31 protein-coding genes are annotated in these 25,149 nt (G+C 60.2%); 22 read left to right on the top strand and 9 right to left on the bottom strand.

The features are described 5' to 3' along the window. The first annotated feature begins 53 nt into the window (after positions 1-53). The gene (locus GOW31_RS08395) at positions 54-584 is read left to right on the top strand and encodes a prolyl-tRNA synthetase associated domain-containing protein (protein WP_171169222.1); all 531 of its coding nucleotides are present in this window, start codon (positions 54-56) and stop codon (positions 582-584) included. On the opposite strand, the gene GOW31_RS08390 is transcribed toward GOW31_RS08395, so the two are convergent. After that, on the bottom strand, positions 585-1,322 hold the full coding sequence (locus GOW31_RS08390) for an aspartate/glutamate racemase family protein (RefSeq protein ID WP_171169220.1): 738 nt from the start codon (positions 1,320-1,322) through the stop codon (positions 585-587). It abuts the gene before it with no gap. 70 nt (positions 1,323-1,392) lie between these two features. Further along, a complete protein-coding gene (locus GOW31_RS08385) occupies positions 1,393-1,974 on the bottom strand; it encodes an FMN-dependent NADH-azoreductase (protein ID WP_171169218.1) in 582 nt (193 codons plus the stop codon). A gap of 120 nt (positions 1,975-2,094) precedes the next feature. On the opposite strand from GOW31_RS08385, the gene GOW31_RS08380 reads away from it, so the two are divergent. The 3 genes from GOW31_RS08380 (at position 2,095) to GOW31_RS08370 (ending at position 4,425) form a co-directional block, all read left to right on the top strand. Beyond that, the gene (locus tag GOW31_RS08380; RefSeq protein ID WP_152457042.1) at positions 2,095-2,973 is read left to right on the top strand and encodes a LysR family transcriptional regulator; all 879 of its coding nucleotides are present in this window, start codon (positions 2,095-2,097) and stop codon (positions 2,971-2,973) included. After that, complete coding sequence (locus tag GOW31_RS08375) at positions 2,970-3,884, top strand: DMT family transporter (RefSeq protein ID WP_171169216.1); 915 nt, start codon at positions 2,970-2,972, stop codon at positions 3,882-3,884. Before GOW31_RS08380 ends, GOW31_RS08375 begins: the two co-directional genes overlap by 4 nt. 127 nt (positions 3,885-4,011) lie before the next feature. Further along, complete coding sequence (locus tag GOW31_RS08370) at positions 4,012-4,425, top strand: universal stress protein (protein WP_171169214.1); 414 nt, start codon at positions 4,012-4,014, stop codon at positions 4,423-4,425. On the opposite strand, the gene GOW31_RS08365 is transcribed toward GOW31_RS08370, so the two are convergent. Next, positions 4,422-4,757, bottom strand: coding sequence for a metalloregulator ArsR/SmtB family transcription factor (locus GOW31_RS08365; protein ID WP_170344797.1), 336 nt, complete (start codon positions 4,755-4,757; stop codon positions 4,422-4,424). The two genes, GOW31_RS08370 and GOW31_RS08365, sit on opposite strands and share 4 nt — an antisense overlap. A 231-nt stretch (positions 4,758-4,988) precedes the next feature. On the opposite strand from GOW31_RS08365, the gene GOW31_RS08360 reads away from it, so the two are divergent. From GOW31_RS08360 to GOW31_RS08335, 6 genes are all read left to right on the top strand, one after another. Continuing rightward, a complete protein-coding gene (locus GOW31_RS08360; protein ID WP_152457046.1) occupies positions 4,989-5,321 on the top strand; it encodes an AtpZ/AtpI family protein in 333 nt (110 codons plus the stop codon). A 2-nt stretch (positions 5,322-5,323) separates the two neighbouring features. After that, positions 5,324-6,082: a F0F1 ATP synthase subunit A gene (locus GOW31_RS08355; protein WP_152457047.1), complete on the top strand. Its 759-nt coding sequence runs from the start codon at positions 5,324-5,326 to the stop codon at positions 6,080-6,082. Between the two features lie 48 nt (positions 6,083-6,130). Further along, complete coding sequence (locus GOW31_RS08350) at positions 6,131-6,355, top strand: F0F1 ATP synthase subunit C (protein WP_005981269.1); 225 nt, start codon at positions 6,131-6,133, stop codon at positions 6,353-6,355. An 86-nt stretch (positions 6,356-6,441) separates the two neighbouring features. Next, a complete protein-coding gene (locus GOW31_RS08345; protein WP_171169212.1) occupies positions 6,442-6,993 on the top strand; it encodes a F0F1 ATP synthase subunit B' in 552 nt (183 codons plus the stop codon). A 5-nt stretch (positions 6,994-6,998) separates the two neighbouring features. Next, a complete protein-coding gene (locus GOW31_RS08340; protein ID WP_170344804.1) occupies positions 6,999-7,559 on the top strand; it encodes a F0F1 ATP synthase subunit B in 561 nt (186 codons plus the stop codon). Between the two features lie 201 nt (positions 7,560-7,760). Beyond that, positions 7,761-8,594 carry a hypothetical protein gene (locus GOW31_RS08335; RefSeq protein WP_171169210.1) on the top strand — a complete coding sequence of 278 codons (834 nt, stop codon included), beginning with the start codon at positions 7,761-7,763 and terminating at the stop codon, positions 8,592-8,594. A 42-nt stretch (positions 8,595-8,636) separates the two neighbouring features. Here the strand turns inward: GOW31_RS08335 and GOW31_RS08330 are convergent, their stop codons facing one another. Then, positions 8,637-9,407 carry a FadR/GntR family transcriptional regulator gene (locus tag GOW31_RS08330; RefSeq protein WP_152457051.1) on the bottom strand — a complete coding sequence of 257 codons (771 nt, stop codon included), beginning with the start codon at positions 9,405-9,407 and terminating at the stop codon, positions 8,637-8,639. Between the two features lie 150 nt (positions 9,408-9,557). Here GOW31_RS08330 and GOW31_RS08325 point away from each other — a divergent pair, with 150 nt between their 5' ends. From GOW31_RS08325 to GOW31_RS08305, 5 genes are all read left to right on the top strand, one after another. Then, positions 9,558-10,751 (top strand): PLP-dependent aminotransferase family protein, encoded by a 1,194-nt coding sequence (locus GOW31_RS08325; RefSeq protein ID WP_171169208.1) that lies wholly within the window; start codon positions 9,558-9,560, stop codon positions 10,749-10,751. A gap of 44 nt (positions 10,752-10,795) precedes the next feature. Continuing rightward, a complete protein-coding gene (locus tag GOW31_RS08320; RefSeq protein ID WP_171169206.1) occupies positions 10,796-11,203 on the top strand; it encodes a hypothetical protein in 408 nt (135 codons plus the stop codon). A 140-nt stretch (positions 11,204-11,343) separates the two neighbouring features. After that, a complete protein-coding gene (locus GOW31_RS08315; RefSeq protein WP_171169204.1) occupies positions 11,344-14,799 on the top strand; it encodes a chromosome segregation SMC family protein in 3,456 nt (1,151 codons plus the stop codon). Positions 14,800-14,852: 53 nt separating this feature from the next. After that, positions 14,853-15,203: a hypothetical protein gene (locus GOW31_RS08310; protein WP_171169201.1), complete on the top strand. Its 351-nt coding sequence runs from the start codon at positions 14,853-14,855 to the stop codon at positions 15,201-15,203. A gap of 135 nt (positions 15,204-15,338) precedes the next feature. Then, complete coding sequence (locus GOW31_RS08305; protein WP_171169199.1) at positions 15,339-16,136, top strand: class II glutamine amidotransferase; 798 nt, start codon at positions 15,339-15,341, stop codon at positions 16,134-16,136. 13 nt (positions 16,137-16,149) lie between these two features. Here GOW31_RS08305 and GOW31_RS08300 read toward each other — a convergent pair whose 3' ends face one another. The 3 genes from GOW31_RS08300 to cobD are packed head-to-tail and all read right to left on the bottom strand — an operon-like array spanning position 16,150 to position 19,208. Then, positions 16,150-17,313, bottom strand: a complete 1,164-nt coding sequence (locus GOW31_RS08300) for a lytic murein transglycosylase (RefSeq protein WP_171169197.1) — start codon at positions 17,311-17,313, stop codon at positions 16,150-16,152. A gap of 12 nt (positions 17,314-17,325) precedes the next feature. After that, positions 17,326-18,246 (bottom strand): adenosylcobinamide-phosphate synthase CbiB, encoded by a 921-nt coding sequence (cbiB, locus tag GOW31_RS08295; protein WP_171169195.1) that lies wholly within the window; start codon positions 18,244-18,246, stop codon positions 17,326-17,328. After that, entirely contained in the window at positions 18,243-19,208 is a 966-nt protein-coding gene (cobD, locus tag GOW31_RS08290; protein ID WP_171169193.1) for a threonine-phosphate decarboxylase CobD, read from the bottom strand. Before cobD ends, cbiB begins: the two co-directional genes overlap by 4 nt. Before the next feature lie 185 nt (positions 19,209-19,393). Here cobD and GOW31_RS08285 point away from each other — a divergent pair, with 185 nt between their 5' ends. Beyond that, on the top strand, positions 19,394-19,756 hold the full coding sequence (locus GOW31_RS08285) for a response regulator transcription factor (RefSeq protein ID WP_117869888.1): 363 nt from the start codon (positions 19,394-19,396) through the stop codon (positions 19,754-19,756). On the opposite strand, the gene GOW31_RS08280 is transcribed toward GOW31_RS08285, so the two are convergent. After that, positions 19,738-20,727 (bottom strand): glutathione S-transferase family protein, encoded by a 990-nt coding sequence (locus tag GOW31_RS08280; RefSeq protein ID WP_171120289.1) that lies wholly within the window; start codon positions 20,725-20,727, stop codon positions 19,738-19,740. The two genes, GOW31_RS08285 and GOW31_RS08280, sit on opposite strands and share 19 nt — an antisense overlap. A gap of 213 nt (positions 20,728-20,940) precedes the next feature. Between GOW31_RS08280 and GOW31_RS08275 the strand changes: the two genes are divergently transcribed. Then, on the top strand, positions 20,941-21,294 hold the full coding sequence (locus GOW31_RS08275) for a hypothetical protein (protein WP_171169191.1): 354 nt from the start codon (positions 20,941-20,943) through the stop codon (positions 21,292-21,294). A 165-nt stretch (positions 21,295-21,459) separates the two neighbouring features. On the opposite strand, the gene GOW31_RS08270 is transcribed toward GOW31_RS08275, so the two are convergent. Continuing rightward, complete coding sequence (locus GOW31_RS08270; protein WP_171169189.1) at positions 21,460-22,632, bottom strand: MalY/PatB family protein; 1,173 nt, start codon at positions 22,630-22,632, stop codon at positions 21,460-21,462. 94 nt (positions 22,633-22,726) lie between these two features. On the opposite strand from GOW31_RS08270, the gene def (GOW31_RS08265) reads away from it, so the two are divergent. The 5 genes from def (GOW31_RS08265) to GOW31_RS08245 are packed head-to-tail and all read left to right on the top strand — an operon-like array spanning position 22,727 to position 25,134. Beyond that, complete coding sequence (gene def, locus GOW31_RS08265) at positions 22,727-23,245, top strand: peptide deformylase (protein WP_171120285.1); 519 nt, start codon at positions 22,727-22,729, stop codon at positions 23,243-23,245. Continuing rightward, positions 23,242-23,736, top strand: a complete 495-nt coding sequence (gene def / locus GOW31_RS08260; protein WP_171120283.1) for a peptide deformylase — start codon at positions 23,242-23,244, stop codon at positions 23,734-23,736. The genes def (GOW31_RS08265) and def (GOW31_RS08260) overlap by 4 nt, the downstream gene beginning before the upstream one ends. A 2-nt stretch (positions 23,737-23,738) precedes the next feature. After that, positions 23,739-24,653: a methionyl-tRNA formyltransferase gene (gene fmt, locus GOW31_RS08255; RefSeq protein ID WP_171169187.1), complete on the top strand. Its 915-nt coding sequence runs from the start codon at positions 23,739-23,741 to the stop codon at positions 24,651-24,653. 6 nt (positions 24,654-24,659) lie between these two features. Further along, positions 24,660-24,896 (top strand): hypothetical protein, encoded by a 237-nt coding sequence (locus GOW31_RS08250; protein ID WP_170344822.1) that lies wholly within the window; start codon positions 24,660-24,662, stop codon positions 24,894-24,896. A 1-nt stretch (position 24,897) separates the two neighbouring features. Next, positions 24,898-25,134, top strand: a complete 237-nt coding sequence (locus GOW31_RS08245) for a GlsB/YeaQ/YmgE family stress response membrane protein (RefSeq protein ID WP_152457067.1) — start codon at positions 24,898-24,900, stop codon at positions 25,132-25,134. Positions 25,135-25,149: the final 15 nt, after the last annotated feature.

Below are 25,149 nucleotides of genomic sequence, written 5' to 3'. Positions count from 1 at the left end.
CTTGAATTCCAAGTTTTGTTGCGCGATGAGCAATCCAAAAAAGCGAGGGCTTCATGGACGCTTCATCCACCCATCAGGACACTTTGCCGCTGAGTTCGGACGCATTGCTTGCGCAGATGGAAGATTGGGGGCTGACCTATCGCCTGCATACCCATGTGCCATTGCGTACGGTCGAGGATGCAAAGGTGGTCGAAGACCAGTTCATGACACCCGGAGAGAACGCGCTGCGGGTCAAGAACCTGTATCTGCGCGACAAGAAAAAGCGCAACTATCTGGTGACCTTGGAACAAAGTCGCGAGATTGATCTCAAGGCTTTGGGGGCCGAGTTGGGCATAGGCAACCTGTCCTTCGGCTCGGCGGACCGGCTGTTTCAGAATCTCGGCATACGTCCCGGCGCCGTCAGTCCGCTGGCGATGATCAACGGTGTTCAGAATGATGTCAGGTTCTTCATGGATGCGGCGGCACAGCAGGCCGAGGTGATTTACATGCACCCCCTTGTCAACGACCGCACCGTGGCCCTGACGCGGGCCGACATGATGGCCTTTTTCGTTCGCATCGGCTGCGCGGTCACGTGGTTGCCCTGATTACATCAGCGCCTCTTTCAATGCGGCGGCAACATGCGCGGCTGACGGGTTGACGAACAGATGCCCGTCAGCTTCGAACACCGGATCGTCCAGGTGGTTGGGAAAAGCCAGTGGAAGCTCGGTACAGGCCAGCAGGATCGCGGTTCCGGGGCTGGCGTGCTTGTCGCAAAACGCCAGCAGTCTGGCGCGGGCGATGTCAGACGCACCACCGTAGAAATCACTGTCGATCATGGCCTGCATCTGGGAAATCTCGGGTTCGGGCAACCGTTCATTCGCGGCAATGCCTTCGGCGGCCAGTCGGTTCGCATAGTTGGTGGCCTGCATTGTCACGGTGGTTCCCAGGACCAGAGCCCGTGATGCGCCGGTACCTGCCGTCGCCTCGGCGGTTGCGTCAAAGATGCTGAGGATCGGCATCGAGACACCCTGCCGTATCGCGTGAAGCCGCGCATGGGGGGTGTTGGACGCGATAATGCCAAAATCGCACCCGGCGCGTTCGAGAGTCAGTAGGGCGTCGCGGAACACCGCGTCAAAATCCGCCCAGCTTGCCTCATCACCGGCGACACCGCGCAGGGCGCGCGTTCTGGCCTGCGTAACGGATTCGATGGTCATCGGTGGGATCGGCAAAGGCGAACCATGGCCGCGTTCCGCGTGATAACGCCCGGCCCCTTCGGCAATCGCCCGGTAATAATCGACGGTCGAGGCCCAGCCCACACCGCCCAGAATGCCGATTTTCTTCATGTGGCCCATCCAGTCTGCCTGTTTGCTCGCATGCAGACTGGACGTTTCCACGCTCGTTGGCCAGAGGCGATCAGGCTGCAAGCTCCGCAACCGCCTTGTGGGCATTTTCCAGCGCCGCATCCGGGTTCACGGCCATCTGATCCGCGGCGATGACGTCAACGTCATGAATGCCGATGAAACCCAGAACGTGGCGCGCGTAATTGGTGGCGAAATCAGCTTCGGATCCGACGGGAACGCCGCCCGATGCGATGGCCAGAATCGCACGTTTCCCTTCCAGCAGGCCTTTGGGGCCGTTTTCCGTGTAGGAAAAGGTCAGGCCCGCGCGCGCCACGAGGTCGACCCAGGCCTTGAATGCGGCAGGCACCGAAAAGTTGTAGATCGGCAGGCCGATGACGATGGTGTCGGCCTCTTGCAGTTCGGTAACCAGTTCGTCCGACAGGGCCAGCCGGTCGCGCTGTAGATCGTCGCGCTGCTCGGCGGGGGTGAAATTGGCGGCGATCCAGTCTTCTGTCAGCAGGGGCAGGGGGGTGGCCAGATCGCGGCGGATGATGCGGTCTGCGCCCAGTTGCTTGACCACACGGTCAGACAGATCGCGCGTGGTCGAGTTCACGCGGCGGGCGGATGAGTCGATGTGAAGGATCGTTTTGGTCATTGTTTTAGTCCTTTTGGTCAGGGGAATCTTGTCCTGCGCCCAATATGATTGTTGCGTTGATGAACAAAACTCGGATACATCAACAGTTATTGTTGGAAATTGCACAGTGACGACATTGCCATGGATAATTGGGATGAGGTGAGAACCGCCTATCAGGTGGCACGCATGGGGACGGTCAGCGGCGCGGCAGAGGTTCTGGGTGTTCACCACGCCACCGTGATCCGTCACATTGATGCGATCGAGGCGCGATTGGGTGTCAAACTGTTCCAGCGCCATGCCCGCGGGTATACGCCGACCGAAGCAGGCGACGATCTGTTGCGCGTGGCACAGGCGACCGAAGATCAGTTCAACCAGCTTGTCGGCCGGATGAAGGGACGCGGAGACGATGTCTCGGGTGAATTGGTCGTGACATCCCTGGGGTCTCTTGCCCCGTTGGTGGTGCCGACGCTCACCGCGTTTCAAAAGATGCATCCGGACCTGATCGTGCGATACCTGACGGGCGACCGGCTGTTCCGGTTGGAATACGGTGAGGCGCATGTGGCGATCCGCGCCGGATCGGCCCCCGATCAACCCGACAATGTCGTCCAGCCTTTCCGACAGGAGGAAGTTGGTCTTTATGCCAGCGCCTCGTACATCGAACGGTTCGGCAAGCCATCCGGAATCGAAGATTTTGCACGCCATCACTTCGTCAGTTCTGATGATGAGACCAGCCGCGCGCCGTTCACACGCTGGTTGCGCGCGACGGTACCCGCCGATCGCATCACCTTCCGCTGTACCAACAACTTCTGCATGCGCGAGGCCGTTCTGGCCGGTGCCGGCATCGGCTTCATGGCCCGTTGGGAGGCTGCCCGCCACGACAATCTGGTCGAGGTGATTGATCCGCTGCCGGAATGGTTCGGCAATCTGTGGCTGGTGACCCACGTGGACTTGCACCGCACCACCAAGGTACAGGCGTTCCTGAGCTTTTTGAAAGAAGAAGCCAAAGGCTGGCAGCCATGAGCCCGCAGATGCGTGGCCATCTGGCCATGCTTGCCTTTTCAGCCCTTGTTGCAGGCAGCTTTTCGCTGGGGTCCATGATCGCCAACGAAATCGCGCCAGCCGCCCTGAATGCGGTTCGCTTTGCGATTGCCGCTGCCGTGATTGGTTTGGCCGCCCTGGCGACAACCGGCCTGCCGCGCAGCGCTGCGCAGGCCCCTTGGCGCTATCTGGTGCTCGGGGCTTTGTTCGCCACCTATTTCGTCCTGATGTTCTATGGGTTGCAAACCGCCCCACCTGTCAGTGCGGCAGCGGTGTTCACCCTGACACCAGTTGTCTCTGCCATGGCGGGGTGGGTCTTGTTGCGCCAAATCACGACGCCGCGCATGGCGCTGGCCCTGACCATTGGCGCTGTGGGGGCGCTTTGGGTGATTTTCCGGGCCGATTGGCAAATGTTCCGCGCCTTTGAAATCGGTGGCGGCGAAATTATCTATTTCTGGGGCTGCGTCGCCCATGCGATCTATACGCCCATGATACGCAAGCTGAACCGAGGAGAGCCCGCCGTGGTATTCACCTTCGGTACGCTGGTCGCCGGGTGTCTGTTGTTGGTCGTGTTCGGCTGGTCCGAGCTGATGGCAACCGATTGGGCCGGGCTTCCGGCTATTGTCTGGATCGGCCTGTTCTACATTTCGTTCTTTGCAACGGCAGCCAGCTTCGTGCTGGTGCAGTTTTCTTCCTTGCGGCTGCCGTCGGCCAAGGTCATGGCCTATACCTATCTGGTTCCCAGCTGGGTCATTCTGTGGGAGATTGCGCTGGGCAAAGGCGTGCCAACCGGTTTGATCCTGGGTGGTGTGGCGCTGACAATCATCGCCCTGCTGATGTTGTTGAAAGAGGAAGTCGCGCCCTCGGTGCCAGAGCGCCGCGCCATGGAATAAGCCACATCATCGCTAGAAAAGACCCGGCAGATCCAAGATGCATTCCAGTGGTGGAATTTGTTGAGCCAGATCAAGGCACCCCTGTGGGCCCTTCCATAACCTCTTTGGCAGGCAAATGGAGGAGATCATGTTCAAACATATCATGTTGCCGGTTGACCGGCATCTACCGCCCGAAGTTCGCAAAGCAGCCGATGTTGCCGGGCAGGTTGCAAAGTGGCAGAGCGCCAAAATCACTCTGGTCAGCGTCACCGGGGCCCATATGGGTGAATCCTCGGAAACCGAGGCCGAGATCGACAAGGAATTGGCGGAGTTCACCGAACAGTTGGCCGCAGAAAGTGGATCAGACGTTTCGATGCGCAAAATCCACTCGGTCGACGTTGCCGCTGAGGTGGACAGCGATCTGACCCGCGCGGCCGAGGAGATCGGCGCAGATCTGGTCATTGTCGGCACCCACGCGCCCCGGATCACCGACTATATTTTTTCCAGCCACGCCGGTTTTCTGGCGAAACACGCCAGCATGTCTGTTTTTGTGGTGCGCTAGGCCTCGCCCGACTTTGGCAGTTCAGCTTCCAGAAACCGTTCGAACGCGTCCAGATTGACGGGCTCGAATTGTCCGAACCCCTGCATCCAGACCGAAGCGGCGCGCAAGGCGTCGGGTTCCAGCTTGCACCATTTTACCCGCCCGCGTTTTTCCTGACTGATCAGACCGGCCTTGGTCAGTATGACCAGGTGTTTGGAGATCGCCGCCAGCGACATCTCGAACGGTTCGGCCACATCCGTCACCGCCATGTCATCCTCCAGCAGCATCGCCAGAATGGCGCGGCGGGTGGGGTCGGCGAGGGCTGCAAAGACGGTGTCGAGATCGTTGGACATGCGTCCGCTCAACCATAGCCGCCGGGATTGGTCAACCATTTGGTTGAATATGCGGATTCAGGGCTTTGGCGGCGCAATGGTGGCCCTCGAAACCAATGACACGCCCCGGGACTTCTGAAAACCAAAGCATTTTCAACGATCTAGGCTGCGTCAATGAGGGCATTCAAGGTCGTTGACTCTGCGCGCTTCGCGCCTTAGCACCATGCCCAAGTTTGTACGAGGGAAACGCCCGTGACCGATGATGACCAAAAGCAGCGTATGGCGCAGCTTGAGGCCAAGATCGAAGCGGCGAAAAAGGCCAAAGCGCCAAAGCCTCGTGCGGATGCTGACGTGTCCGGGGGTGAGCTTGCCTGGCGGATGGTCATCGAAATGGTATCCGGTCTGGGGATCGGATTTGGCATCGGATACGGGCTGGACAGCCTGCTCGGGACGATCCCGATCTTTCTGGTGCTGTTTACATTGCTGGGCCTTGTCGCGGGCGTGAAGGTTATGCTCCGCAGCGCGAAAGAGGTTCAAGAGAAACAAACGGCGGCAACGGCTGCCGAGAAGGACGAGAGGGACTGAACGTGGCAACCGAGACCACCGCAGCAGAAGGCAGCAGCCTGGTATTCCACCCGATGGATCAGTTCATCGTCAAGCCGCTGTTCGGCGATGGTGCAGTAGGCATGTTCACCGTCACCAACGTGACCCTGTGGTTGTTCTTTGCGGTGCTGGCCATAATCGCTCTGCTGGTACTGCCCACCTCGAAACGCGCCATCGTTCCGACCCGTATGCAGTCGGTGGCCGAGCTGGCCTATGGCTTCATCTACAAGATGCTGGAAGACATCTGCGGCAAGGAAGGCGTGAAATACTTCCCCTATGTCATGACCCTGTTCATGTTCATCGTCTGCGCGAACTTCCTGGGGCTGATCCCGACCTCGTTCACCACCACGTCGCATTTTGCCGTGACCATCCCGCTGGCGCTGGCTGTGTTCCTGACCGTGACCGTGCTGGGTTTCGTGAAAAACGGCGCCGCATTCCTCGGTCTGTTCTGGGTCTCCAGCGCGCCTCTGGCGCTGCGCCCGATCCTGGCGATCATCGAGCTGATCTCGTACTTCGTGCGTCCGGTCAGCCACTCCATTCGTCTTGCCGGAAACGTCATGGCTGGCCACGCGGTTATCAAGGTTTTCGCAGGCTTCGCCGCGATTGCCGTGATCTCGCCCGTGTCGGTTCTGGCGATCACCGCTATGTATGGTCTTGAGGTCCTCGTGGCCTTCATTCAGGCCTACGTATTCACCATTCTGACCTGTGTTTATCTGAAAGATGCGCTGCATCCGTCGCACTAAGGTCCGATACCCCAACATCGAAACTTCCAATTCGTAAGGAGATACATCATGGAAGGCGATCTCGCACACATCGGCGCAGGCCTGGCAGCAATCGGTTCCGGCGCAGCCGCAATCGGGGTGGGCAACGTAGCAGGCAACTTCCTGGCCGGCGCCCTGCGCAACCCTTCGGCGGCTGCTTCGCAGACCGCAACCCTCTTCATCGGTATCGCGTTCGCAGAAGCCCTGGGGATCTTCGCATTCCTGGTCTCGCTGCTGCTGATGTTCGCCGTATAATCTGCGGAACCTGATCCTTACGCGCAGGTGGGTCCAAGCCATAGCGGCCCACCTGTTGTAAAGACAAGTTTCCGACGGAGGATATCATGGCGACTGAACCCCTTACAAAAGAGGTAGCTGGCTCGTGCGTCGACTCCTATGGCTCTGCCATCGGGATGCCGCAGCTCTGCTTCGATTGGTTCCCCAACCAGATTTTCTGGCTGGTCATTACGCTGGTCGTCATCTTTCTGGTCCTGTCGCGCGTGGCTCTGCCCCGCATCGCGGCAATCCTGGCTGAACGTCAGGGGACCATTACAAATGACCTGGCTGCGGCCGAAGATCTGAAGGCCAAGGCGGTCGAGGCCGAAGAGGCCTATAACAAGGCGCTGGCCGATGCCCGTGCCGAAGCGCAGCGTATCGCTGCCGAAGCACGCGCTGAAATTCAGGCTGGACTGGATGACGCGATTGCCAAGGCGGATGCGGAAATCGCTGCCAAGGCGGCTGAATCGGAAAAGGCAATCGCCGAAATCCGTGCCGGTGCGCTGGAAAGCATTCAAGTGGTTGCCAAGGATACGGCGGCTGAACTGGTCACCGCACTGGGCGGCGAGGCAGATGCCAAAGCCATCGACAGTGCAGTAGACGCACAGACGAAAGGATAAGTGACATGCGGAACACTCTTGCCCTTATCCTGACCGTTGGTGCCGCCAGCCCCGCGCTGGCTGCAAGCGGCCCGTTCTTTTCGCTTGGCAATACCGACTTTGTTGTCCTTCTGGGCTTCATCGTCTTCATCGCGGTCCTGTTCTACTTCAAGGTCCCCGGTATGATCGGTGGCGCGCTGGACAACCGTGCCGAAGGCATCAAATCTGAACTGGACGAAGCCCGTGCTCTGCATGAAGAAGCCCGCAGTTTGCTGGCCTCGTACGAGCGCAAGCAGCGTGAAGTTCAGGGGCAGGCCGATGCGATCGTCGCGGCAGCGAAGGAAGACGCGGCCTTGGCGGCAGAACAGGCGAAAGCTGACTTGGAAAAGTCGATCGAGCGTCGTCTGGCCGCAGCTCAGGACCAGATCGCTTCGGCCGAAGCGTCTGCACTGAAGGAAGTGCGTGATCAGGCCGTATCGGTTGCGGTTTCGGCGGCCAGCTCGGTTCTGGCAAAGCAAATGACCGCAGCGCAGGCCAACAAACTGATCGATGCATCGATTGCAGACGTGGATGCCAAGCTGCACTGACGGGTGACCCCGACAGACACGCGATACAGACGACCCGAGAGCTTTTGGCTGTCGGGTCTTTTGTTTTCGTCGTGCTTCTGCTTCTGTTGTTTCAAACACTCCGAATCCTACGACCTGCCGGGGATCAGGTTGATAGGGGCGCTCTGATGAGAGCGTGACAATAACAGGGAAAGACAGGCGGTGTCAGGCAACGCAGTTTCGATGAATATTGTCGGCGTCGTCCGAAATGGCGGGTCAGCGCTGATCGACACGATCAACAGAATCGAAAACCTGTCTGCGCAGTTGCACCGGTTCACCGTCACCATTGCCACGAACGACAACACGGACGGTACGGATCAAGTGTTGTCCGACTATGCGGGTCAAAGCCGGTATGTTGATATCCTGCAGCTGGATGGTCTTGCGTCAGAATTGCCAAACCGGGTCGAGCGTATCACGGCGGCCAGAAATGCAGTTCTCAAAAAACTCGAGGATCAGGACACGGACCTGGAGTTGACGCTGGTGTTGGATCTGGATGGTCCGAATACCTGCCTGGATGCCCAGGCGGTTCTGACAGCAGCGCAGCGGGTCGCCCCGTTGTGGGAGGGTGTTTTCGCCAACCCAAAACCAGCATATGACGATATCTACGCTTTGCGTTGTTCGGGTTGGTGTGATGAAGACGTGTGGCAACGCATTCAAAGCACGCGCCGGCCGCTGTTCGGGCGTCGCAAGTGGCGCCGGTCTGTCATGAAGTCCGCTGTTTTTGACCGCCAGTTTCACATTCCTGCCGATACGCCCCTGATCCCGGTCGACAGCGCATTCGGCGGCGCCGGTTTGTATAAATCCCGCGCGCTGCGAGGGTTGCGCTATACTTGCCGGGACGAAAAAGGCCAACAGGTGTGCGAACATGTAATGCTGCACAAACGTCTGAGAGATCGCGGCGCAAGGCTGTTCATCGACCCGGCGCTGACGACACTGGCCGCGGAGAACCGTCTGGGAGAAGGCAGCGGCGCGCCGTTCCCCCGACATCTGCTGCCAGCCGCGTCAGGCGCTGCCTAGTCCCGGCCTTGCCCTGCCATGTCTGCAAAATCCGGACCGCGCTCAGCCCCGCCCGGTTTCGTGTTGCAGCCTTTGTTGCGCGATAGCTTCGTTCCGATCGGCCTTTTGCTGGTCCGCCATGCAGCGTTCCACAAAATCCAAATGGCGTTCGATTGCATTTCGGGCGGCCAGAGGATCACGCTCTTGCAGCGCCGCATTGATGGCGCGGTGCTGATCCAGGATGGCCTCGCGGGTGGCGCGCTGACGGAACATGGTCTGACGGTTGTAGAACACCCCCTGCACCAGAAGGTCATACATCGACCGCATCATGTGCAGCATCACCACATTGTGGCTGGCTTCGATGATGGCCATGTGGAACTCGGCGTCCAGCTGCGCCTCGTCATTCGCGGCGTTTCGGTTGTGGGCCGCCTGCATCTTGTCAAAGATCGCCTGAACGACCTTCAGGTCGCTGTCTGACCCCAGGCGCGCCGCCCGTTCCGCCGCCAGCCCTTCCATGTCACGGCGAAAGGACAGGTAATCGAATACGGCTTCTTCATGGCTGCCAAACAGGCGGATCAGTGCCGGTGAAAAGGCAGAACCCAGAACCTCGGCCACATAGATCCCGGATCCGGCTTTCGCGGTCAAAAGGCCCTGTTCCTGAAGGTCGGAAATCGCATCTCGCAGGGACGGGCGCGAAACGCCCATGCGCTCTGCCAACTCCCGCTCGGATGGCAGGCGCTCGCCGGGGCGCAGGATGCCTCGCAGGATCAAAAGCTCGATCTGGCGAACGACTGCGAGCGACAGCTTTTCCGTCTGAACTTTGTGAAATGGCATCTCATCTTCCGAAATTGGTCAATTCATTTGACCATGGACGTCGGTGCTGTTCAAGAATCCCCGGTCGCATCCATTGAAAAATAAGGTCAGTAATGTTGACTTTAATAGTGGAGAGCTTAGGCTGCACCGAATTGAGATCGGAGGAGCCTCATGTCCCAACACCCTTTGTTTGCCACCCGGGCCTCGCGAATGAAAGCGTCAGAGATTCGCGAATTGCTGAAGCTGCTTGACCAACCCGGCATCATTTCGTTTGCCGGTGGGATTCCTGATCCCGCACTGTTTCCCGCCGATGCGTTTGCACAGGCGTTTCAGCAGGCCCTGGGGCCGGATTTGCAAGCGCAGGCGCTGCAATATTCGGTCAGCGAAGGCTATGTCCCATTGCGGCAGTGGCTGGCGCAGCACATGCGCGAAATCGGGGTGGCCTGTGACATCGACAACATCCTGATCACCTCGGGGTCACAGCAGGCGCTGGACTATCTGGGCAAGCTGTTCCTGTCCCCCGGTGACACGGCCCTGGTCGGGTGGCCCACTTATCTGGGCGCGCTGGCTGCATTCAACGCCTACGAGCCACGCTTTGACCGGCTCAATGGCAATCAGGGGGCCAAGGAATACAAGGCCGCAGCGGGCGCAGGCGCAGTGAAATTTGCCTATCTGTCGGCGGATTTTGCGAACCCGACAGGAGAAACCGTGGACTTGCAGGGCAGAGAGGCTCTGCTGGATCTGGCCGAGGAACTGGATTGCGCGTTGATAGAGGACGGAGCCTATCAGGCTCTGCGCTATGACGGGGATCCGATCCCCCCCATACTGTCATTGGAGCAGGCCCGCAAAGGGTCAATCGAGGACTGTCGGACGATCTATTGCGGCAGTTTCTCGAAAACGCTGTCGCCGGGTTTGCGTATGGGATGGGTCGTTGCGTCCAAGCCAGTCATTTCCCAAATGGTGCTGTTGAAACAGGCAGCTGACCTTCATTCCGCGACCATCAACCAGATGGCTGTGCATCAGGTGGCGCAGGCCTGTTTCGACACCCATATTCCGAAAGTACGAAATGTCTATCGCGCCCGTCGTGATGTGATGCTGAACGCCATGGACCAGCATATGCCTGACGGGGTGGATTGGACACGTCCCGAAGGGGGGATGTTCATCTGGGTCACGTTGCCCGAGGGGATGGTTGGCTCTGACCTGCTGGCGCGTGCGCTGGACACCGTCAAAGTAGCTTTTGTTCCGGGGCAGGCGTTTTTCCCGGATGGCAGCGGGGCAAACACGATCCGTCTCAGTTTTTCGAATTCTGACGAGGCGACAATACGCGAAGGCATTCGCCGGCTGGGAGAGGTGCTGCGGGCCTGACGTCCGGAAAGGTTCTGTTAACCAAAATGCTGCAACTCTGCGGCATGATCCGGTTTCTCGCACCTCTGTTGCTGGCCGCCTGCGCCGCCGGTACTCCGCATTTCCGTGACGTTCCCGCCACGCGCGTGGCTGTGAATGGCAGTGTCTTCGATGTACGTGTGCGCGGCGACCTGGCCGAGGCTGTGCGGATCAACGCGCAATACGCCCCTCGGCTGGGCCCGGTCCGGGATCGCGCCGCTTTGGCGATGGCGCAGGTTTCGGGATGTCCGATTCTGGACGTGCTGGGGGACGCAGCCGTGACCGTTGGGGTTTTGGGGTGTGACCGTGATGTGGGTGAGCGGCTTTTGCTGACGGCCGTCTCGACCCCCAATTACGAATGCATCGACTTTGGTCTTTATGAAAACGTCGGTGGGGAAAACGGGTATCAGGTCTTTGAATGCACGCCGTATTGAGATGCGCGCGTTCTTGCGTTTTTCGGCAAGATGTTGTGGATAACTCGGGCTGATATCCCATATCCTGCGCAACTCCGTTGACTCAGACCCCATCCCTTGCGCAGACTTCCAATGCAAAGGAATCATGGGGCACGCAGCCATTGCGTTTCAGCAAGCTCAAACTGACCGGCTTCAAAAGCTTTGTTGATCCGACCGATTTGATCATCGCGGACGGGTTGACCGGTGTGGTGGGCCCGAACGGTTGCGGCAAGTCCAACCTTCTGGAAGCTTTGCGTTGGGTGATGGGCGAAAACCGCCCCAAATCCATGCGCGGTGGCGCGATGGAAGACGTGATCTTTGCCGGGGCCGCCACGCGGCCCGCGCGCAACTTTGCCGAAGTTGTCCTGACCATGGACAACTCGGAACGTCTGGCGCCGTCGGGGTTCAACGACAGCGATCAACTGGAAATCGTTCGCCGCATCACCCGCGATGTGGGCAGCGCCTACAAGACGAACGGCAAAGACGTTCGTGCGCGTGATGTGCAGATGTTGTTTGCCGATGCTTCGACCGGTGCGCATTCGCCCGCGTTGGTCGGACAGAACCGCATTGCCGAGTTGATCAACGCCAAGCCGCGCGCCCGTCGCCGCATTCTGGAAGAGGCCGCCGGGATCTCGGGCCTGTATCAGCGTCGCCATGAGGCCGAGCTCAAGCTGAAAGGCACCGAAGCCAACCTGACCCGCGTCGATGACGTGCTGGAGCAGTTGGGCGGGCAACTGGCCCAGCTTGCGCGTCAGGCCCGTCAGGCGGCCCGCTACCGCGAAATTGGCGAACAGCTGCGTCAGGCCGAGGGGATGCTGCTGTATCGACGCTGGAAAGAGGCCGACATGGCCCGCCAGCAGGCCGAAGAAAAACTGCGTGAGCGGATCACCGAAGCCTCCCGTGCCGAGGCTGAAGCCCGCGCTGCCGCCGCAAAACGTGCCGAGATCGAGGAAACCCTGCCGCCGCTGCGCGAGGAGGAGGCCATTGCCGCCGCCGTGCTGCAACGCCAGCAGGTGCAGCGCGATCAATTGTCCGATCAGGAAACCCGCGCCCGTCAAGCGATCGAGACGCTGACCAACCGAATCCAGCAGCTGGCCAACGATATCGAACGCGAAGCCGGATTGAACCGCGATGCGGGACAAATGATTGAACGGCTGGAATGGGAAGCGCGCGAACTGGCCAAGGCGGCAGAAGGTCACGATGAGAAAGTGGCCGAAGCGGCGGAAATCGCCCGCGAGGCAGCCTCGATCCTACAGGAACGCGAAGACCACCTGTCGCAGCAAACCGAAGATATGGCCCGTCTTGTCGCCCGGCACCAGTCCGCCCAGCGTCTGGTCGAAGACAGCCGCAAGACACTGGCCCGATCCGAAAGTGAAGAGGAAGAAGCCCGGAAAGCCGTGGACGAGGCCAAGACGGCCCTGATCCGCGCCAGCGAGGCGTTTGAAGACGCCCAATCGGGCGAAGAAGAAGCCCGTGAAGCGGTGGAAGCCGCCGAAGAGGCGCTTGCCGCGGCGGATGAACTGCGCAACGAAACGCAAGCGCGCGAAGCCGAGGCCCGGGCGAGACGGTCCGAGGCAGAAGGCGAGCTGGGCGCGATCCGGGCCGAAACCACGGCGCTGGCCAAGCTGGTGGAGCGCGACACGGCGGAAGGCGGTCAGGTGCTGGACCTGCTGCGCGTCGAACCCGGTTATGAAAAGGCTTTGGGTGCTGCTCTGGCCGACGATCTTCGCGCGCCGCTGGTCGAGGGTGACGGGCCATCCGGCTGGGTGCAGGTGGCTGGATATGACAGCGACCAGCCATTGCCTGAAGGGGTCGAGCCTCTGGCGCTTCATGTATCGGGCCCCGATCGTCTCAGCCGGCGCATTGCGCAGATCGGGTTGGTGGATGCGGATCAGGGCGCACGGTTGCAGGCATCGCTGAAACCCGGCCAGCGTCTGGTGTCGCGCTCGGGAGACCTGTGGCGCTGGGACGGGTTCCGGGCCTGGGCCGAAGACGCGCCAAGTGCTGCTGCTCTGCGGTTGGAGCAGCTCAACAGGCTGGAAGCACTGAAACAGGACCTTGCCCGTGCCGAAGCACAGGCTGGCGGTGCCCGTGCCGCGCATGAGGCGCTGTCTCAGCAATTGGCGGATGTGACCGAGGCAGACCGGCGCGCGCGTGAGGCCCGCCGTGCTGCTGATCAGCGCATGGCCGAAACCGCGCGCGCACTGTCGCGGGCCGAGGCCGACCGCAATCTGGCCCAGGGCAAGCTGGAAACTCTGACCCTCGCCGTTGACCGCCACAAGGACGACGCCATGGCCGCCCGCGCGCAACTGCGCGAGGCCGAAGCGGCTTTGGCGGGTCTGGGTGATCTCGACAGTGCTCGCGCACAGGTCGAAGACATCAAGCAGACGGTCGAGGCGGCGCGGATCACCATGCTGACCCACCGTTCGACCCATGACGAGCTGCGCCGTGAGGGAGACGCCCGAACGCGTCGCAGCCAGGAGGTCGCGAAAGATCTCAGCGGGTGGCGCCACCGTTTGGAAACGGCTGAAAAGCGGATTTCCGAACTTGCCGAGCGCAAGGAAAGCTCGGAAGAAGAGCTGACGGAGGCCATGGCCGTGCCCGGCGAAATCGCCGAGGCGCGTGAGGAGCTGAACGAACAGATCGAAGCCGCCGAAGCACGGCGCGCCGAAGCCGCCGACAAATTGGCCGAAGCCGAGGCTATGCACCGTGAAATCGTTCTGGCCGAACGGGAGGCCGAGCGTCTGGCATCAGAAGCGCGCGAAAGCCGTGCCGCGGCCGAGGCGCGCTGTGACGCGGCCAAGGAAAGTGTTGTCGCGGCGGCGGAACGGATTGCCGAGGATCAGCAACTGACCCCGAACCAATTGCTGAACCAGCTGGACGTGAACCCCGACCAGATGCCAGCTGCGGACGTTCTGGAATCCGAAGTGAACCGTCACAAACGTCAGCGCGATGCGATGGGGGCCGTGAACCTGAGGGCCGAGGAAGACAGCAAGGAAGTTCAGGAAGAATTCGATACGCTCAGCAGCGAAAAAGCCGATCTGGAAGAGGCAATCAAGGCGCTGCGCAGCGGGATCGCCAGCCTCAACCGCGAAGGGCGCGAGCGGTTGCTGACCGCGTTTGAACAGGTGAATTCGAACTTTGCCATGTTGTTCAAGCATCTCTTTGGGGGCGGCGAGGCCAATCTTGTGATGGTCGAAAGTGACGACCCGCTGGATGCGGGCCTTGAGATCATGTGCCAGCCGCCTGGCAAGAAACTGTCGACTCTCAGCCTGCTGTCGGGCGGAGAACAGACCCTGACGGCGACCGCGCTGATCTTCGGCGTCTTCCTCGCCAATCCAGCTCCGATCTGCGTGCTGGACGAGGTTGATGCGCCTTTGGATGATGCAAACGTGACGCGTTTCTGCGATCTGCTGGACGAGATGTGCCGCCAGACTGACACACGGTTCCTGATCATCACCCACCATGCGGTGACGATGGCGCGCATGGATCGCCTGTTCGGTGTCACCATGCAGGAACAGGGCGTCAGCCAGCTGGTTTCGGTCGATCTGAAGAAGGCCGAACAGATGGTCGCCTGACCGCTCACTGGAAGTTTATGACGGTTGCGGCTTTATCGCGCTAACGTGAGCGCATGACGCGCTTCCTGATCCCCGCCCTCATCGCCGCCGGCCCTGTATTTGCAGCCGACTGGCCCGTCAAAACCGGGGATACGCCCCTTACAGCCTCAGAGCTTGATGCTTTGGCGGGGCAGACACTGACCTTTTACGACGACGGACAGGCCAAATTCTCGGCCGGGGGCGCCTATTCCTACACATACGCAAGCGGAGATTCTGCCTTTGGAACTTACGCGATTGCCGATGATGGCAGCGTGTGCATCGCGTACCGCAATGGGTTGAGCCGCTGTGATCTGTACGTGCGTAGCGGGGGGCGACTGATCCTGATAGACGAGAAGGGCGACCGCTATCCGGTGCGTAGTAAGTGAAATTGATCTGAAATTTTTGCAATTTCCGTGCATTTGATAGGGAAAACCCGACAAATCGGATAATGCATGGGAGAAAATCTGATAGCCAAGGTGGTATCGTCCCGGAAATTTTCACTGTCGGACGGAGACAGGCACATGTGCCGATTCTTGGCTTGGGTTGGGCAGCAGCGATACCTGGACGAACTGGTCCTCGAGCAAGAACAATCGCTTGTCATTCAAAGCCGAAACGCATTGATCGGAAAAACACCGATAAACGCGGATGGGTTCGGGCTGGCATGGTATTCTGATCGTGACACGCCGTGTTTTTACAAGGACACCCATCCGGCGTGGTCCGATGCCAATCTGAAGCAATTGGCGCATCACACGAAATCCCGGCTGTTTCTGGCCCATGTACGGGCCTCGACGGGTACGGCGACCTCGCGCAACAACTGTCACCCCTTCGGCGTCGGCAGGTGGAGTTTCATGCATAACGGTCAGGCCGGGGGTCATGAACGAATCCGGCAAGAGCTTGATGCCATGATCCCGGCGCATCTGTACCAGCATCGTATGGGCGCAACCGAGAGCGAGCCGATCTTTCTCATCGCTCATGGCGAGGGGCTGGACACCGATCCTGTGGGTGCAATGGCCCGTGCGGTCGGTCGGGTCGAAGCCCTTTCCAGGCGCCGCGGAGCATCACCCTATCTTCGGTTTGCCGCCTGCTGGTCGGACGGCAAACGGGTTTTTGCGGCCCGATATGCCTCGGATCGGTTTGCGCCCAGCTTGCACTACAAGGCCTGCAAAGACGGTATCATCATTTCGTCCGAGCCGTTGGATGCCATCAACGAGGGATGGCTCGAGATACAGCCCAACACGGCAATCGAAACCGAGGGTGCCACGGTGACGACGCGCGCCTTTGCGCCTTGTGTCCCGCAGCAACCGGAATGGGTCGCGTAAGCGTGATTGCCGCCTAAAGCCGGTTTAACAGATCCACTGTCGGCCACGCGTCGGCCGGCAGGCCAAGCCGCTTCTGTTCCGCCTGCACGGCCGCCCGCGTGCCAGCGCCCAGGATCCCGTCGACCTTGCCAACGTCATACCCTTTGGCCTGAAGCTTGCTTTGCAGCTGCTTCATCTGCGCACCGTTCAGACCCTGTGCGGGATTGCTAGCATCGTAGATCTGTGCCCCTTCCAGACGTGTCCCGAAATAGGCGGCGGTCAATACATAGACAAAGCTCTGGTTCCATTCGAAATAGACGTCGAAATTCGGATAGGCCAGAAAGGCCGGACCCTTGTGCCCCTGGGGCAGGATCAGCGAGGCAGGCAGGTTTGCCAGCGACCCGCTGCGTGCCTGAACGCCCATGGCCTGCCAATCGGCCACAGACCGGGGCTTGCCGGGGCCGGACAGAGACCAGTCCATCTGCGCGGGCACCGTGACCTCTTGCAGCCACGGTTCGTCTGCGCGCCAGCCCAGATGCGACAGCATCTTGGCGCCGGACATCAGCGCATCCGGGGCCGAGGTTTTCAGGCGGACACGCCCGTCGCCGTCACCATCGACACCGTTTTCCAGAATGTCCCGCGGCAGCATCTGGACCATACCGATTTCCCCGGCCCACGCGCCCGTTGTGCGGGCCGGGTCGAAATCACCATTCTGATAAAGTTCGATGGCCGCGAAGATTTGAGGGCGGAACAGGTCGGGGCGACGGCAGTCATGGGCCAAAGTCACCAGTGCATTGCGGGTGTTGAAGTCGCCCTGAAAGGATCCGTAGTCGGTCTCGAACGCCCAGAAGGCCAGCAACACCCCGCGTGAGATGCCGTATTGCTTTTCGATCCGGTCAAACACCGCGTCATATTTGCGCGACATCGCCTGCCCGCGTTCGATCCGATTGGCCGAGATCAGCCGCCGGGAAAACTCGATAAAGGGTTTCTGAAACACCCCCTGCGCCCGATCGGCCTTCAGCACGGCGCTGTCCTGCTGCACGCCTTTGAAAAATGCGTTCACGGTGGATTTGTCAAAGCCTTGCTGCACGGCCTCGGCCTTTAGCCCTTTGACAAAGGAATTGAAGCCACCACCACATTGGGCCAGGGCAGGTTGGGCAAACAAGGTGGCGGCGATCAGGCCGGAAAGAAAACGCATGACAAATGTCCGTCAGTAAATCAGGTCGATCCCAACCGACACCGACACGAGCCCAAGCGCAAGCCCCCAAACACGCCACAACATGCGACATGCGCGGAAAATGTCCAAAGCTCCGATCTCGCGCTGAGCGTTGCCATTGACCCATGCCAGATCCCGCACCTTGCCGTCATAGCTGCGCGGCCCGGCTAGGGCGACGTTCAGCGCGCGGGCCATGGCGGCCTCGGGCCAGCCCGCATTGGGCGAGATGTGACGGTGCGCATCTGCCAAGATTTCGCGCCAGCGCGACCACTGGCCCGACAGCGCCACGATCATCACGCAGGTCAGGCGGGCTGGGATCAGGTTCAGCAGGTCGTCGAACCGTGCCGAAGCCCAGCCAAACGCGCGGTACGTTTCATTGCGATATCCGATCATGCTGTCGGCCGTGTTCACCGCCTTGTAGACCAGCAGCCCCGGAAACCCGGCAATCAGAAACCAGAAAGCAGGCGCGATGACGCCGTCGCTGAGGTTCTCAGCGGCGCTTTCGATGGCCGAGCGTGCCACCTGTGCCTCGGTCATGTCCCGTGTATCGCGTGAGACGATCATGGCCACCCGTGCCCGCCCCTCTGACAGCGAGGCCATCAGCCCTTCGCCCACGGCGCGCACATGGGTGACCAACGATTTTTGCGCCAACAGGATCGCGCAGACCAGGATTTCAATCACCGGCCCCAACAGGGACAAACCCCAGCCAAGCGCCCCTGCGCCGCAAACCAGCAGGACAAGCACACCCACCCCTTTTGAACGGCGCTGGGCCCCGTGGTTCAGGCGTGTATCCAGCCAGCCGATCAGGTTGCCGATCATCACCGCCGGATGCCTGACGCGCGACCAGAGCCAGTCGGGTTCCCCCAGTGCTGCGTCCAGACACATGGCACAGACCAGCATCAGGCCAGGGCTCACAGGGCCGCCTCCAACCTGTTCCATCCATCCTCGGGCGGGAGCCCAAGGCGCAGATAGGTTTCAGAATAGGGGAAGATGCGGCTCCAGATATGGGACCGTGCCAGACGACCTTGCCAATGGGCGGCGTTGTCGACCTGATAAAGTCGGAACAGGCTGGTGCCGCCGATCACCTTGGCCCCCTTTCTTGTGACCAGCGCATCCAGCCTTGAGGCCTCGTCAGCCAAACGCGCACGCGTGGCGTCCGCCCAACGGTTGTCCATCAAAGCCTGTGTGCCGACCCGCAAGGCCGGACCTGATACCGACCAAGGGCCGGTCAGATCGTTCAACCGGCTAATCATATCCGGCCGTCCGATGGCAAACCCCAGCCTTACCCCGGCCAGCCCCCAGAATTTGCCAAAACTCTTCAGCACGATCACGCCGGGGCGGTCTGCAAGATGGATCAAGGACTTGTCCGGCATGACGTCGCAAAAGCTTTCGTCAATCACGGTAAGTGGTGCCGATACGTCGCTTTCCTGCCAGATACGCCCGTCCGGGTTGTTCGGATGTACGATCACGCGGGCGTCGCTGGGCGCGTCTTGCCGCACCTTCCACCCCTGCGCCGAAAAGGCGGCGGCGTGTTCGTTATAGGTGGGCGGCGTGATCTGTACCGTACCCGTCGCGGCCAGAGCCGGCAGACGCGCGATGATCGCCGACGCTCCGGGCGCGGGCAGGATCGCGGCACGCTGCGGCACGTTCCAGAACCGGAGCGCGGCATCGCTGAGCCGTTCAAACGCCCCGTGATCCGGCAATTCGGCCCAATCCCCGGCCGTCAGGCCGGACACGGGATAGGCATGAGGATTGATGCCGGTGGACAGATCGATCCAGTCGGTGCGTTGCCCGCCATATTTGACAATTGCCTTGTCCAACCCGCCGCCATGGTCACGAACCGCGCGTGGATCCAGATCTTCGTCCAAAGTGTTCATCTGCTCTCTCTGCGAGAAATTACCGCTTTTGGACCGCTTCAAGCGGATTTTCGCCTCTTACACAAGCAAATCCGCCTGTTCACGGGCCTGTGGGGCTGCTGTTAACACTTTGTTAAGGAAATAACGAGATCACGGACCACGGGGGTCGGCACCACTCACCATACCAAGTGCCGAGGTTGTTGCAAATGAAAGTTCTGATTGTTGAGAGTAATCCCGACCTTGGTCGGGTCTGGAAAAGGCATCTGGAACGGCAGGGCGCCGAGGTCACGCTGGTCGAGACGCAGGAAGCCGCCATTCTGGCGCTGTACGGCACGGATTTCGAAATCATCGTGCTGGATCTGGTCCTGGAAACCGGAAGTGCATTGGCCGTGGCCGATTTTGCAAGCTATCGCCGCCCCCAGGCGCGGGTGATCTTTGTCACTAACACCACTTTCTTCTCCGATGGATCGATATTTGCCCACAGCCCGAACGCCTGTGCTTATGTGCAAAGCGAAACACCGCCAGAGGATCTGGCGGCGATGGTCGAGCATTACGCCGCAGGGCGCTGATCGCGGCGGTGCGGTTCTGTGTAATCCAGCACCGGGTTCACCGGAATGATCCGGTGCGGATTGATGCTGTCATGGCTGTAGTGATAGTGGCGCACGATATGGTTCATGTTCACCGTGGGTGCCACCCCGGGCCATTGGTACAGTTCACGCGTATAGGCCCATAGGTTCGGGTAATCGATCAGGCGCCGCTTGTTGCATTTGAAGTGCAGGTGATAGACCGGATCAAAGCGGATCAGCGTCGTAAACAGCCGCCAGTCAGCCTCGGTGATCCGATCCCCCATCAGGTAACGGTTCCGGGCCAGACGATCTTCCAGCCAGTCCAGCGTGTCGAACAACGGGCCCACGGCGGCGTCATAGGCCGCTTGCGAGGTGGCAAAGCCGGACTTGTAGACGCCGTTGTTGACGTCTGAATAGATGCGCGCGTTGACCTCTTCGATTTCATCGCGCATCGCTTCGGGCCAGTAATCATCGGTATTGCCGGTGATCCCGTTGAAGGCCGAATTGAACATGCGGATGATTTCCGAGCTTTCGTTCGACACGATGGTTTCCTGCCGCTTGTCCCACAGGATCGGCACGGTCACGCGACCCGAATAGGCTGGATCGGCTTTGGTATAGATCTGGTGCGCAAAGCCCAGCCCATAAAGGTCGTCTCCTGTCGCGCCGTGAGCGTCTGTTTCAAAGGTCCAACCCTGATCCAGCATGTCCGGATGCACGACCGACACCGAGATCAGATCGCTCAGCCCTTTCAACTCGCGAAAAATCAGCGTGCGATGGGCCCAGGGGCAGGCATAGCTGACGTACAGGTGATAGCGCCCGGGTTCTGCTTTGAACCCGCCTTTGCCTGATGGCCCCGCCTTGCCGTCAGCGGTCAACCAATTGCGAAACTGCGCGGCGCTGCGCTTGAATGCACCACCCGTGGATTTGGTATCATACCAGGTATCTTGCCATTTTCCGTCGACCAGCAGGCCCATGTCTTTTCCTCCGCATGTGCGTTTCGAAAAACATAGGGCCAGGGCTTGCATCTTCCTATGCGAGCGCCCGCGCAAATGCTCTGCATCCGCGCACAGTCGAGTTCGGGATTTCTGTGCAACAAACCTCGGCCGGATCGTGTTTCTGTGACGTGGTTCACTGGATTTTTACAACTTATCCCGCACAATAGAAGTCATTCACGGGGGAACGGATTAATGAGTACCTATGTTTCAAAGGAAATACGCGCCGAGTTGGACGCGGCCCGAATCGCCACATTGAAAAAAGCCAGCCGTTTACGGGTGGAGATGGGCGACAATACCTACAAAATACTCAAATTGTGGAAAGACGGTTTTACGGTTGAAGCGGAAACCACGCCGCGCTTGCGCGGGCTTGTTGATATCTTTGACGGGGCCAACCACCTCTATCAATGCCTCATCGTCGCGGATGAGGATGAAGGCGGTGAGATGCGGTATGAATTCAAACGCAGCACGGCCGCCCATGACAGCGCGCCGCTTGACTTTTACCGCGCGCCCGATGCGCCGATCGCCCTGCTGGGGCGTGACGACTAGGGGCGAATTTCAACTGGTATTCCCATTTGGCCCAGGGTTTGGTCGATGCCAAAGGCCAGCGGTGCCAGCCTAATGGCAGGCACGCGCGGCCCAAAGCGGCCTCAACCAAGGCAACCGGCACCTGTGAAAACAGGGCAGGGTTTGCAAGTCCCGGCCGGCACGTACTTATTGCAGATCCCCGAAAGCACGTTTCAGCCGCAGGCAAGCATCCTCGACCCGCGCCCGTTGCGTGGCGAGGTTGAACCGTTCAAACGTTTCTCCTCCAGTGCCGAAACCCGGACCTGACGATGTCGCGATCCGCGCGTCCTCGCGCAACCGGCGGACAAATTCAGCGTGATCCATGCCGGTGCCCGAGAAATCGACCCAGGCCAGATAGGTCGCCTGCAAGGGCATCGACCAGAGCCCCGGAATCTCGGTGATGGTCTGATCGAACAGACGCCTGTTTCCATCCAGATGCGCGATCTGGGCATCTACCCATTCGGCCCCTTCGGGGCTGTACGCGGCGGTGATCATCGCCACGCCCAACGCGCCGGGATCGTAGTCCAATGTTTGCAGCCGTTGCTTCATGGCCGCGCGCAGTTTGGGATCGGGAATGATCATGTTGCCGGTCCGCTGCCCGGCGATGTTGAAGGTCTTCGACGCCGCAGTCAGCGTCACGGTCCACGGACGTGCATCCGGGGCTGCCACGTCCATCGGCACAAATTTGGCGCCGGGATAGACCAGATCGTGGTGAATCTCGTCCGACACCAGTATTAAACCGTTCCGTTCGGCAAACGCAGCCACGGCCTGCAACTCGTCGGGCGTCCAGACACGACCCGACGGGTTTTGCGGCGAACACCACAGGAGCATCTTCTCGGACCCGTCCAACCGGGACTGGGCGTCGTCCAGATCAAGGCCGTAACTTTCCCCGTCCCGCACCAAAGGGCATTCTACGACCCGGCGGCCCGATTTGTTCACCTTGTGGGCAAACTCATGGTAAACGGGGGTGAAGATCACGATGCCATCACCGGGATCGGTCCAGACATCCAGCGACAGGGCGATTGCATTGCCCAAGCCCTGGGTGGTCAGGATCCAATCCGTGTCGATTTCCCAATCATGGCGGGTTTTCATCCACCATTGAACCGAGGCCAGATAGTCCGGGTGCATCCATGAATAGCCGAACACGCCGTGATCTGCGGCCTTGCGCACGGCCTCGATCACGCAGGGTGCCGTCTGGTAATCGGAATCGGCCGTCCACATGGCCAGACCGTCCTCGGGCGAGACGCCATACAGCATCTCCATCTTGTCCCATTTTGAACTGTTGGTGCCCCGGCGGTCGATCAGGTCGTTGAAAGTCATGTCTGCTCCATTTTCTCGACCGAAAGCTAACCGCAAATCGGGCGGGTGCAAGGGGGGCGTTGCGGCGCGGGGCGGGATGGCCTAAATCAGCCTCATGAAACGCACTATCCTGATCCATCCCGATCCCCGCCTGAAAAAGGTCTGCGCGCCCGTATCCGACCTGACGGACGAGCTGCGCACGCTGGCTGACGACATGCTGGAAACCATGTATGACGCGCCCGGGATTGGCCTCGCCGCGCCGCAGATCGGTGTGCTGGAACGGTTGATCGTGCTGGATTGCATCAAGGAAGAAGGCGAAACACCGCGCCCGCTGATCATGTTCAACCCTCAGGTCATCGCCTCTTCCGAGGAAACCAATGTATACGAGGAAGGATGCCTGTCGATCCCGGATCAATATGCCGAAGTGACCCGCCCCAAGGTGGTCGATGTCACCTGGATGGACGAGAAGGGAAACCTGCGACAGGAGACGTTCGACGGGCTTTGGGCCACTTGCGTGCAGCATGAAATCGACCATCTGAACGGCAAGCTGTTCATTGATTACCTAAAACCGCTGAAACGGCAGATGATTACCCGCAAGATGCAAAAGCTTAAACGTGAACGGGCGCGCGCATGACCGTCCGCACCTGTCTGCCCTGGCCTGACAAACGCTTGCGCACAAAGGCGGATGAGGTGACTGAAATCACCGATGACATTCGCCGGATTTGGCAGGACATGATCGACACGATGGAGGCCATGCCCGGTGTCGGTCTGGCCGCGCCGCAGATCGGAGTGATGTTGCGTCTGGCCGTGGTCGATGGGTCGGCCGAGCGGGGCAAGGCCGTGCGTCTGGCGAACCCGGAAATCCTGCACAGCTCGATCGAACTGCGTGAACATGAAGAGGCCAGTCCGAACCTGCCGGGCGTGTCGGCCAAGGTAAAACGCCCGCGCGCGGTGACTGTCAAATTCCTGAACGAGCAGGGCGTGGTGGACCGTCGCGATTTTGTCGGCATCGAGGCCACCAGTGTCCAGCATCAGATCGACCATCTGAATGGCCGGATGTATTTTGACCGGCTCAGCAAGGTCAAACGCGACATGCTGCTGCGCAAAGCCAAGAAACAGGGGTAAATATGCGCGTTGTTTTCATGGGAACCCCGGACTTCTCGGTGCCGGTTCTGGATGCGCTGGTCGAGGCCGGGCATGAGATCGCCGCCGTCTATTGCCAGCCCCCGCGCCCGGCGGGGCGGGGCAAGAAGGATCGCCCGACACCGGTTCACGCGCGTGCCCAGGCGCTGGGTCTGGACGTGCGTCACCCAACCTCGCTGAAACCGGCCGAGGAGCAGGACAGTTTTGCGGCACTGAACGCGGATGTGGCGGTGGTTGTGGCTTATGGGCTGATCCTGCCCCGGCCCATCCTCGATGCGCCGGCTCATGGCTGCCTGAACATTCATGCCAGCCTCTTGCCGCGCTGGCGCGGGGCGGCTCCGATCCACCGCGCGATCATGGCGGGCGATGCGCAAACCGGCGTCTGTATCATGCAAATGGAGGCGGGCCTTGATACCGGCCCCGTTCTGTTGCGACAGGCCACCGATATCGGGCCCGAGGAAACCACTGCGGAACTGCATGACCGGCTCTCGGCGATGGGCGCGGCTTTGATTGTCGAGGCGTTGGCAAAGCTGCCCGGCCTGACCCCTGATCCGCAGCCCGAGATTGGTGTCACCTATGCCGCCAAGATCGACAAGTCCGAGGCCCGCGTGGACTGGTCGGGCCCCGCGGTCGAGGTCGATCGGCAGATCCGCGGCCTGTCGCCCTTTCCCGGGGCCTGGACCGAGATCGACGGCAACCGGGTAAAACTCCTCGCTTCGCGTCTGGCCGAAGGGCAGGGCGCGCCGGGCGAAGTTCTGAATGACGATCTGTATGTGGCTTGCGGGCAGGGCGCCATAGAACTGCTGCGCTTGCAAAGGGCGGGCAAAGGCGCGCAGGATAAGGAAACGTTCCTGCGGGGCTGGCCAATCCCGATCGGCACCCGGATGTCTTCGGAGTAAAGCCATATGTTCATGGTGATGATGGGCACTGTCGTGATTGCCGGGATCGTCGGGTATCTGTCCGAACAGACCGGTTTCACCCATAACGGCTATTTGCAATCCATCATCATCTGTGTGGGCGGGGCGTTCCTGTTCTATTTCGTCCGTATCATGTTCGGTATCAGCTTTGGTCCTCCGGGGCTGGATGCGGTGATTTCCTCTGTTGGTGCCTTGATCATCGTGCCGACCCACTGGAGGAAGTGACATGCCAATCGTCGCCCTGATCATCATCGGTGCAGCGGCAGGGTTTCTGGCCACCCGCCTGATGCGGATCGAGGCGGATATCCCGACGACCATGCTGATCGGAATCGTGGGGGCCCTGATCGGAGGGATGCTGCTGCGGTTTCTTGTAACCGTTATGGGGTGGCTGTCTGGTTTTGTCGGGGCGGTTCTGGGTGCGTTGCTGGTGATTTGGATCTGGCAGACCTACCTGCGCCGTTAACCCCTTGACCCGGCG

This window comes from Ruegeria sp. HKCCA0370 (assembly GCF_013033705.1).
Classification (GTDB): Bacteria; Pseudomonadota; Alphaproteobacteria; order Rhodobacterales; family Rhodobacteraceae; genus Ruegeria.
Note: the sequence above shows the minus strand (reverse complement) of the source record. Positions and strands in the feature narration are given on the sequence as shown.

Bases quoted from the DNA above. Each gene is read 5' to 3' on its own strand.
- cobD (WP_171169193.1), bottom strand. From the start codon at position 19,208: ATGAACACTTTGGACGAAGATCTGGATCCACGCGCGGTTCGTGACCAT.
- GOW31_RS08325 (WP_171169208.1), top strand. From the start codon at position 9,558: ATGTCCCAACACCCTTTGTTTGCCACCCGGGCCTCGCGAATGAAAGCG.
- GOW31_RS08375 (WP_171169216.1), top strand. From the start codon at position 2,970: ATGAGCCCGCAGATGCGTGGCCATCTGGCCATGCTTGCCTTTTCAGCC.
- GOW31_RS08310 (WP_171169201.1), top strand. From the start codon at position 14,853: ATGACGCGCTTCCTGATCCCCGCCCTCATCGCCGCCGGCCCTGTATTT.
- GOW31_RS08340 (WP_170344804.1), top strand. From the start codon at position 6,999: ATGCGGAACACTCTTGCCCTTATCCTGACCGTTGGTGCCGCCAGCCCC.
- GOW31_RS08370 (WP_171169214.1), top strand. From the start codon at position 4,012: ATGTTCAAACATATCATGTTGCCGGTTGACCGGCATCTACCGCCCGAA.
- GOW31_RS08275 (WP_171169191.1), top strand. From the start codon at position 20,941: ATGAGTACCTATGTTTCAAAGGAAATACGCGCCGAGTTGGACGCGGCC.
- GOW31_RS08350 (WP_005981269.1), top strand. From the start codon at position 6,131: ATGGAAGGCGATCTCGCACACATCGGCGCAGGCCTGGCAGCAATCGGT.
- GOW31_RS08385 (WP_171169218.1), bottom strand. From the start codon at position 1,974: ATGACCAAAACGATCCTTCACATCGACTCATCCGCCCGCCGCGTGAAC.
- GOW31_RS08270 (WP_171169189.1), bottom strand. From the start codon at position 22,632: ATGACTTTCAACGACCTGATCGACCGCCGGGGCACCAACAGTTCAAAA.
- GOW31_RS08285 (WP_117869888.1), top strand. From the start codon at position 19,394: ATGAAAGTTCTGATTGTTGAGAGTAATCCCGACCTTGGTCGGGTCTGG.
- GOW31_RS08345 (WP_171169212.1), top strand. From the start codon at position 6,442: ATGGCGACTGAACCCCTTACAAAAGAGGTAGCTGGCTCGTGCGTCGAC.
- GOW31_RS08280 (WP_171120289.1), bottom strand. From the start codon at position 20,727: ATGGGCCTGCTGGTCGACGGAAAATGGCAAGATACCTGGTATGATACC.
- GOW31_RS08320 (WP_171169206.1), top strand. From the start codon at position 10,796: ATGATCCGGTTTCTCGCACCTCTGTTGCTGGCCGCCTGCGCCGCCGGT.
- GOW31_RS08395 (WP_171169222.1), top strand. From the start codon at position 54: ATGGACGCTTCATCCACCCATCAGGACACTTTGCCGCTGAGTTCGGAC.
- fmt (WP_171169187.1), top strand. From the start codon at position 23,739: ATGCGCGTTGTTTTCATGGGAACCCCGGACTTCTCGGTGCCGGTTCTG.
- GOW31_RS08380 (WP_152457042.1), top strand. From the start codon at position 2,095: ATGGATAATTGGGATGAGGTGAGAACCGCCTATCAGGTGGCACGCATG.
- GOW31_RS08305 (WP_171169199.1), top strand. From the start codon at position 15,339: ATGTGCCGATTCTTGGCTTGGGTTGGGCAGCAGCGATACCTGGACGAA.
- GOW31_RS08330 (WP_152457051.1), bottom strand. From the start codon at position 9,407: ATGCCATTTCACAAAGTTCAGACGGAAAAGCTGTCGCTCGCAGTCGTT.
- GOW31_RS08390 (WP_171169220.1), bottom strand. From the start codon at position 1,322: ATGAAGAAAATCGGCATTCTGGGCGGTGTGGGCTGGGCCTCGACCGTC.
- GOW31_RS08245 (WP_152457067.1), top strand. From the start codon at position 24,898: ATGCCAATCGTCGCCCTGATCATCATCGGTGCAGCGGCAGGGTTTCTG.
- def (WP_171120283.1), top strand. From the start codon at position 23,242: ATGACCGTCCGCACCTGTCTGCCCTGGCCTGACAAACGCTTGCGCACA.
- GOW31_RS08300 (WP_171169197.1), bottom strand. From the start codon at position 17,313: ATGCGTTTTCTTTCCGGCCTGATCGCCGCCACCTTGTTTGCCCAACCT.
- def (WP_171120285.1), top strand. From the start codon at position 22,727: ATGAAACGCACTATCCTGATCCATCCCGATCCCCGCCTGAAAAAGGTC.
- GOW31_RS08250 (WP_170344822.1), top strand. From the start codon at position 24,660: ATGTTCATGGTGATGATGGGCACTGTCGTGATTGCCGGGATCGTCGGG.
- GOW31_RS08335 (WP_171169210.1), top strand. From the start codon at position 7,761: ATGAATATTGTCGGCGTCGTCCGAAATGGCGGGTCAGCGCTGATCGAC.
- GOW31_RS08365 (WP_170344797.1), bottom strand. From the start codon at position 4,757: ATGTCCAACGATCTCGACACCGTCTTTGCAGCCCTCGCCGACCCCACC.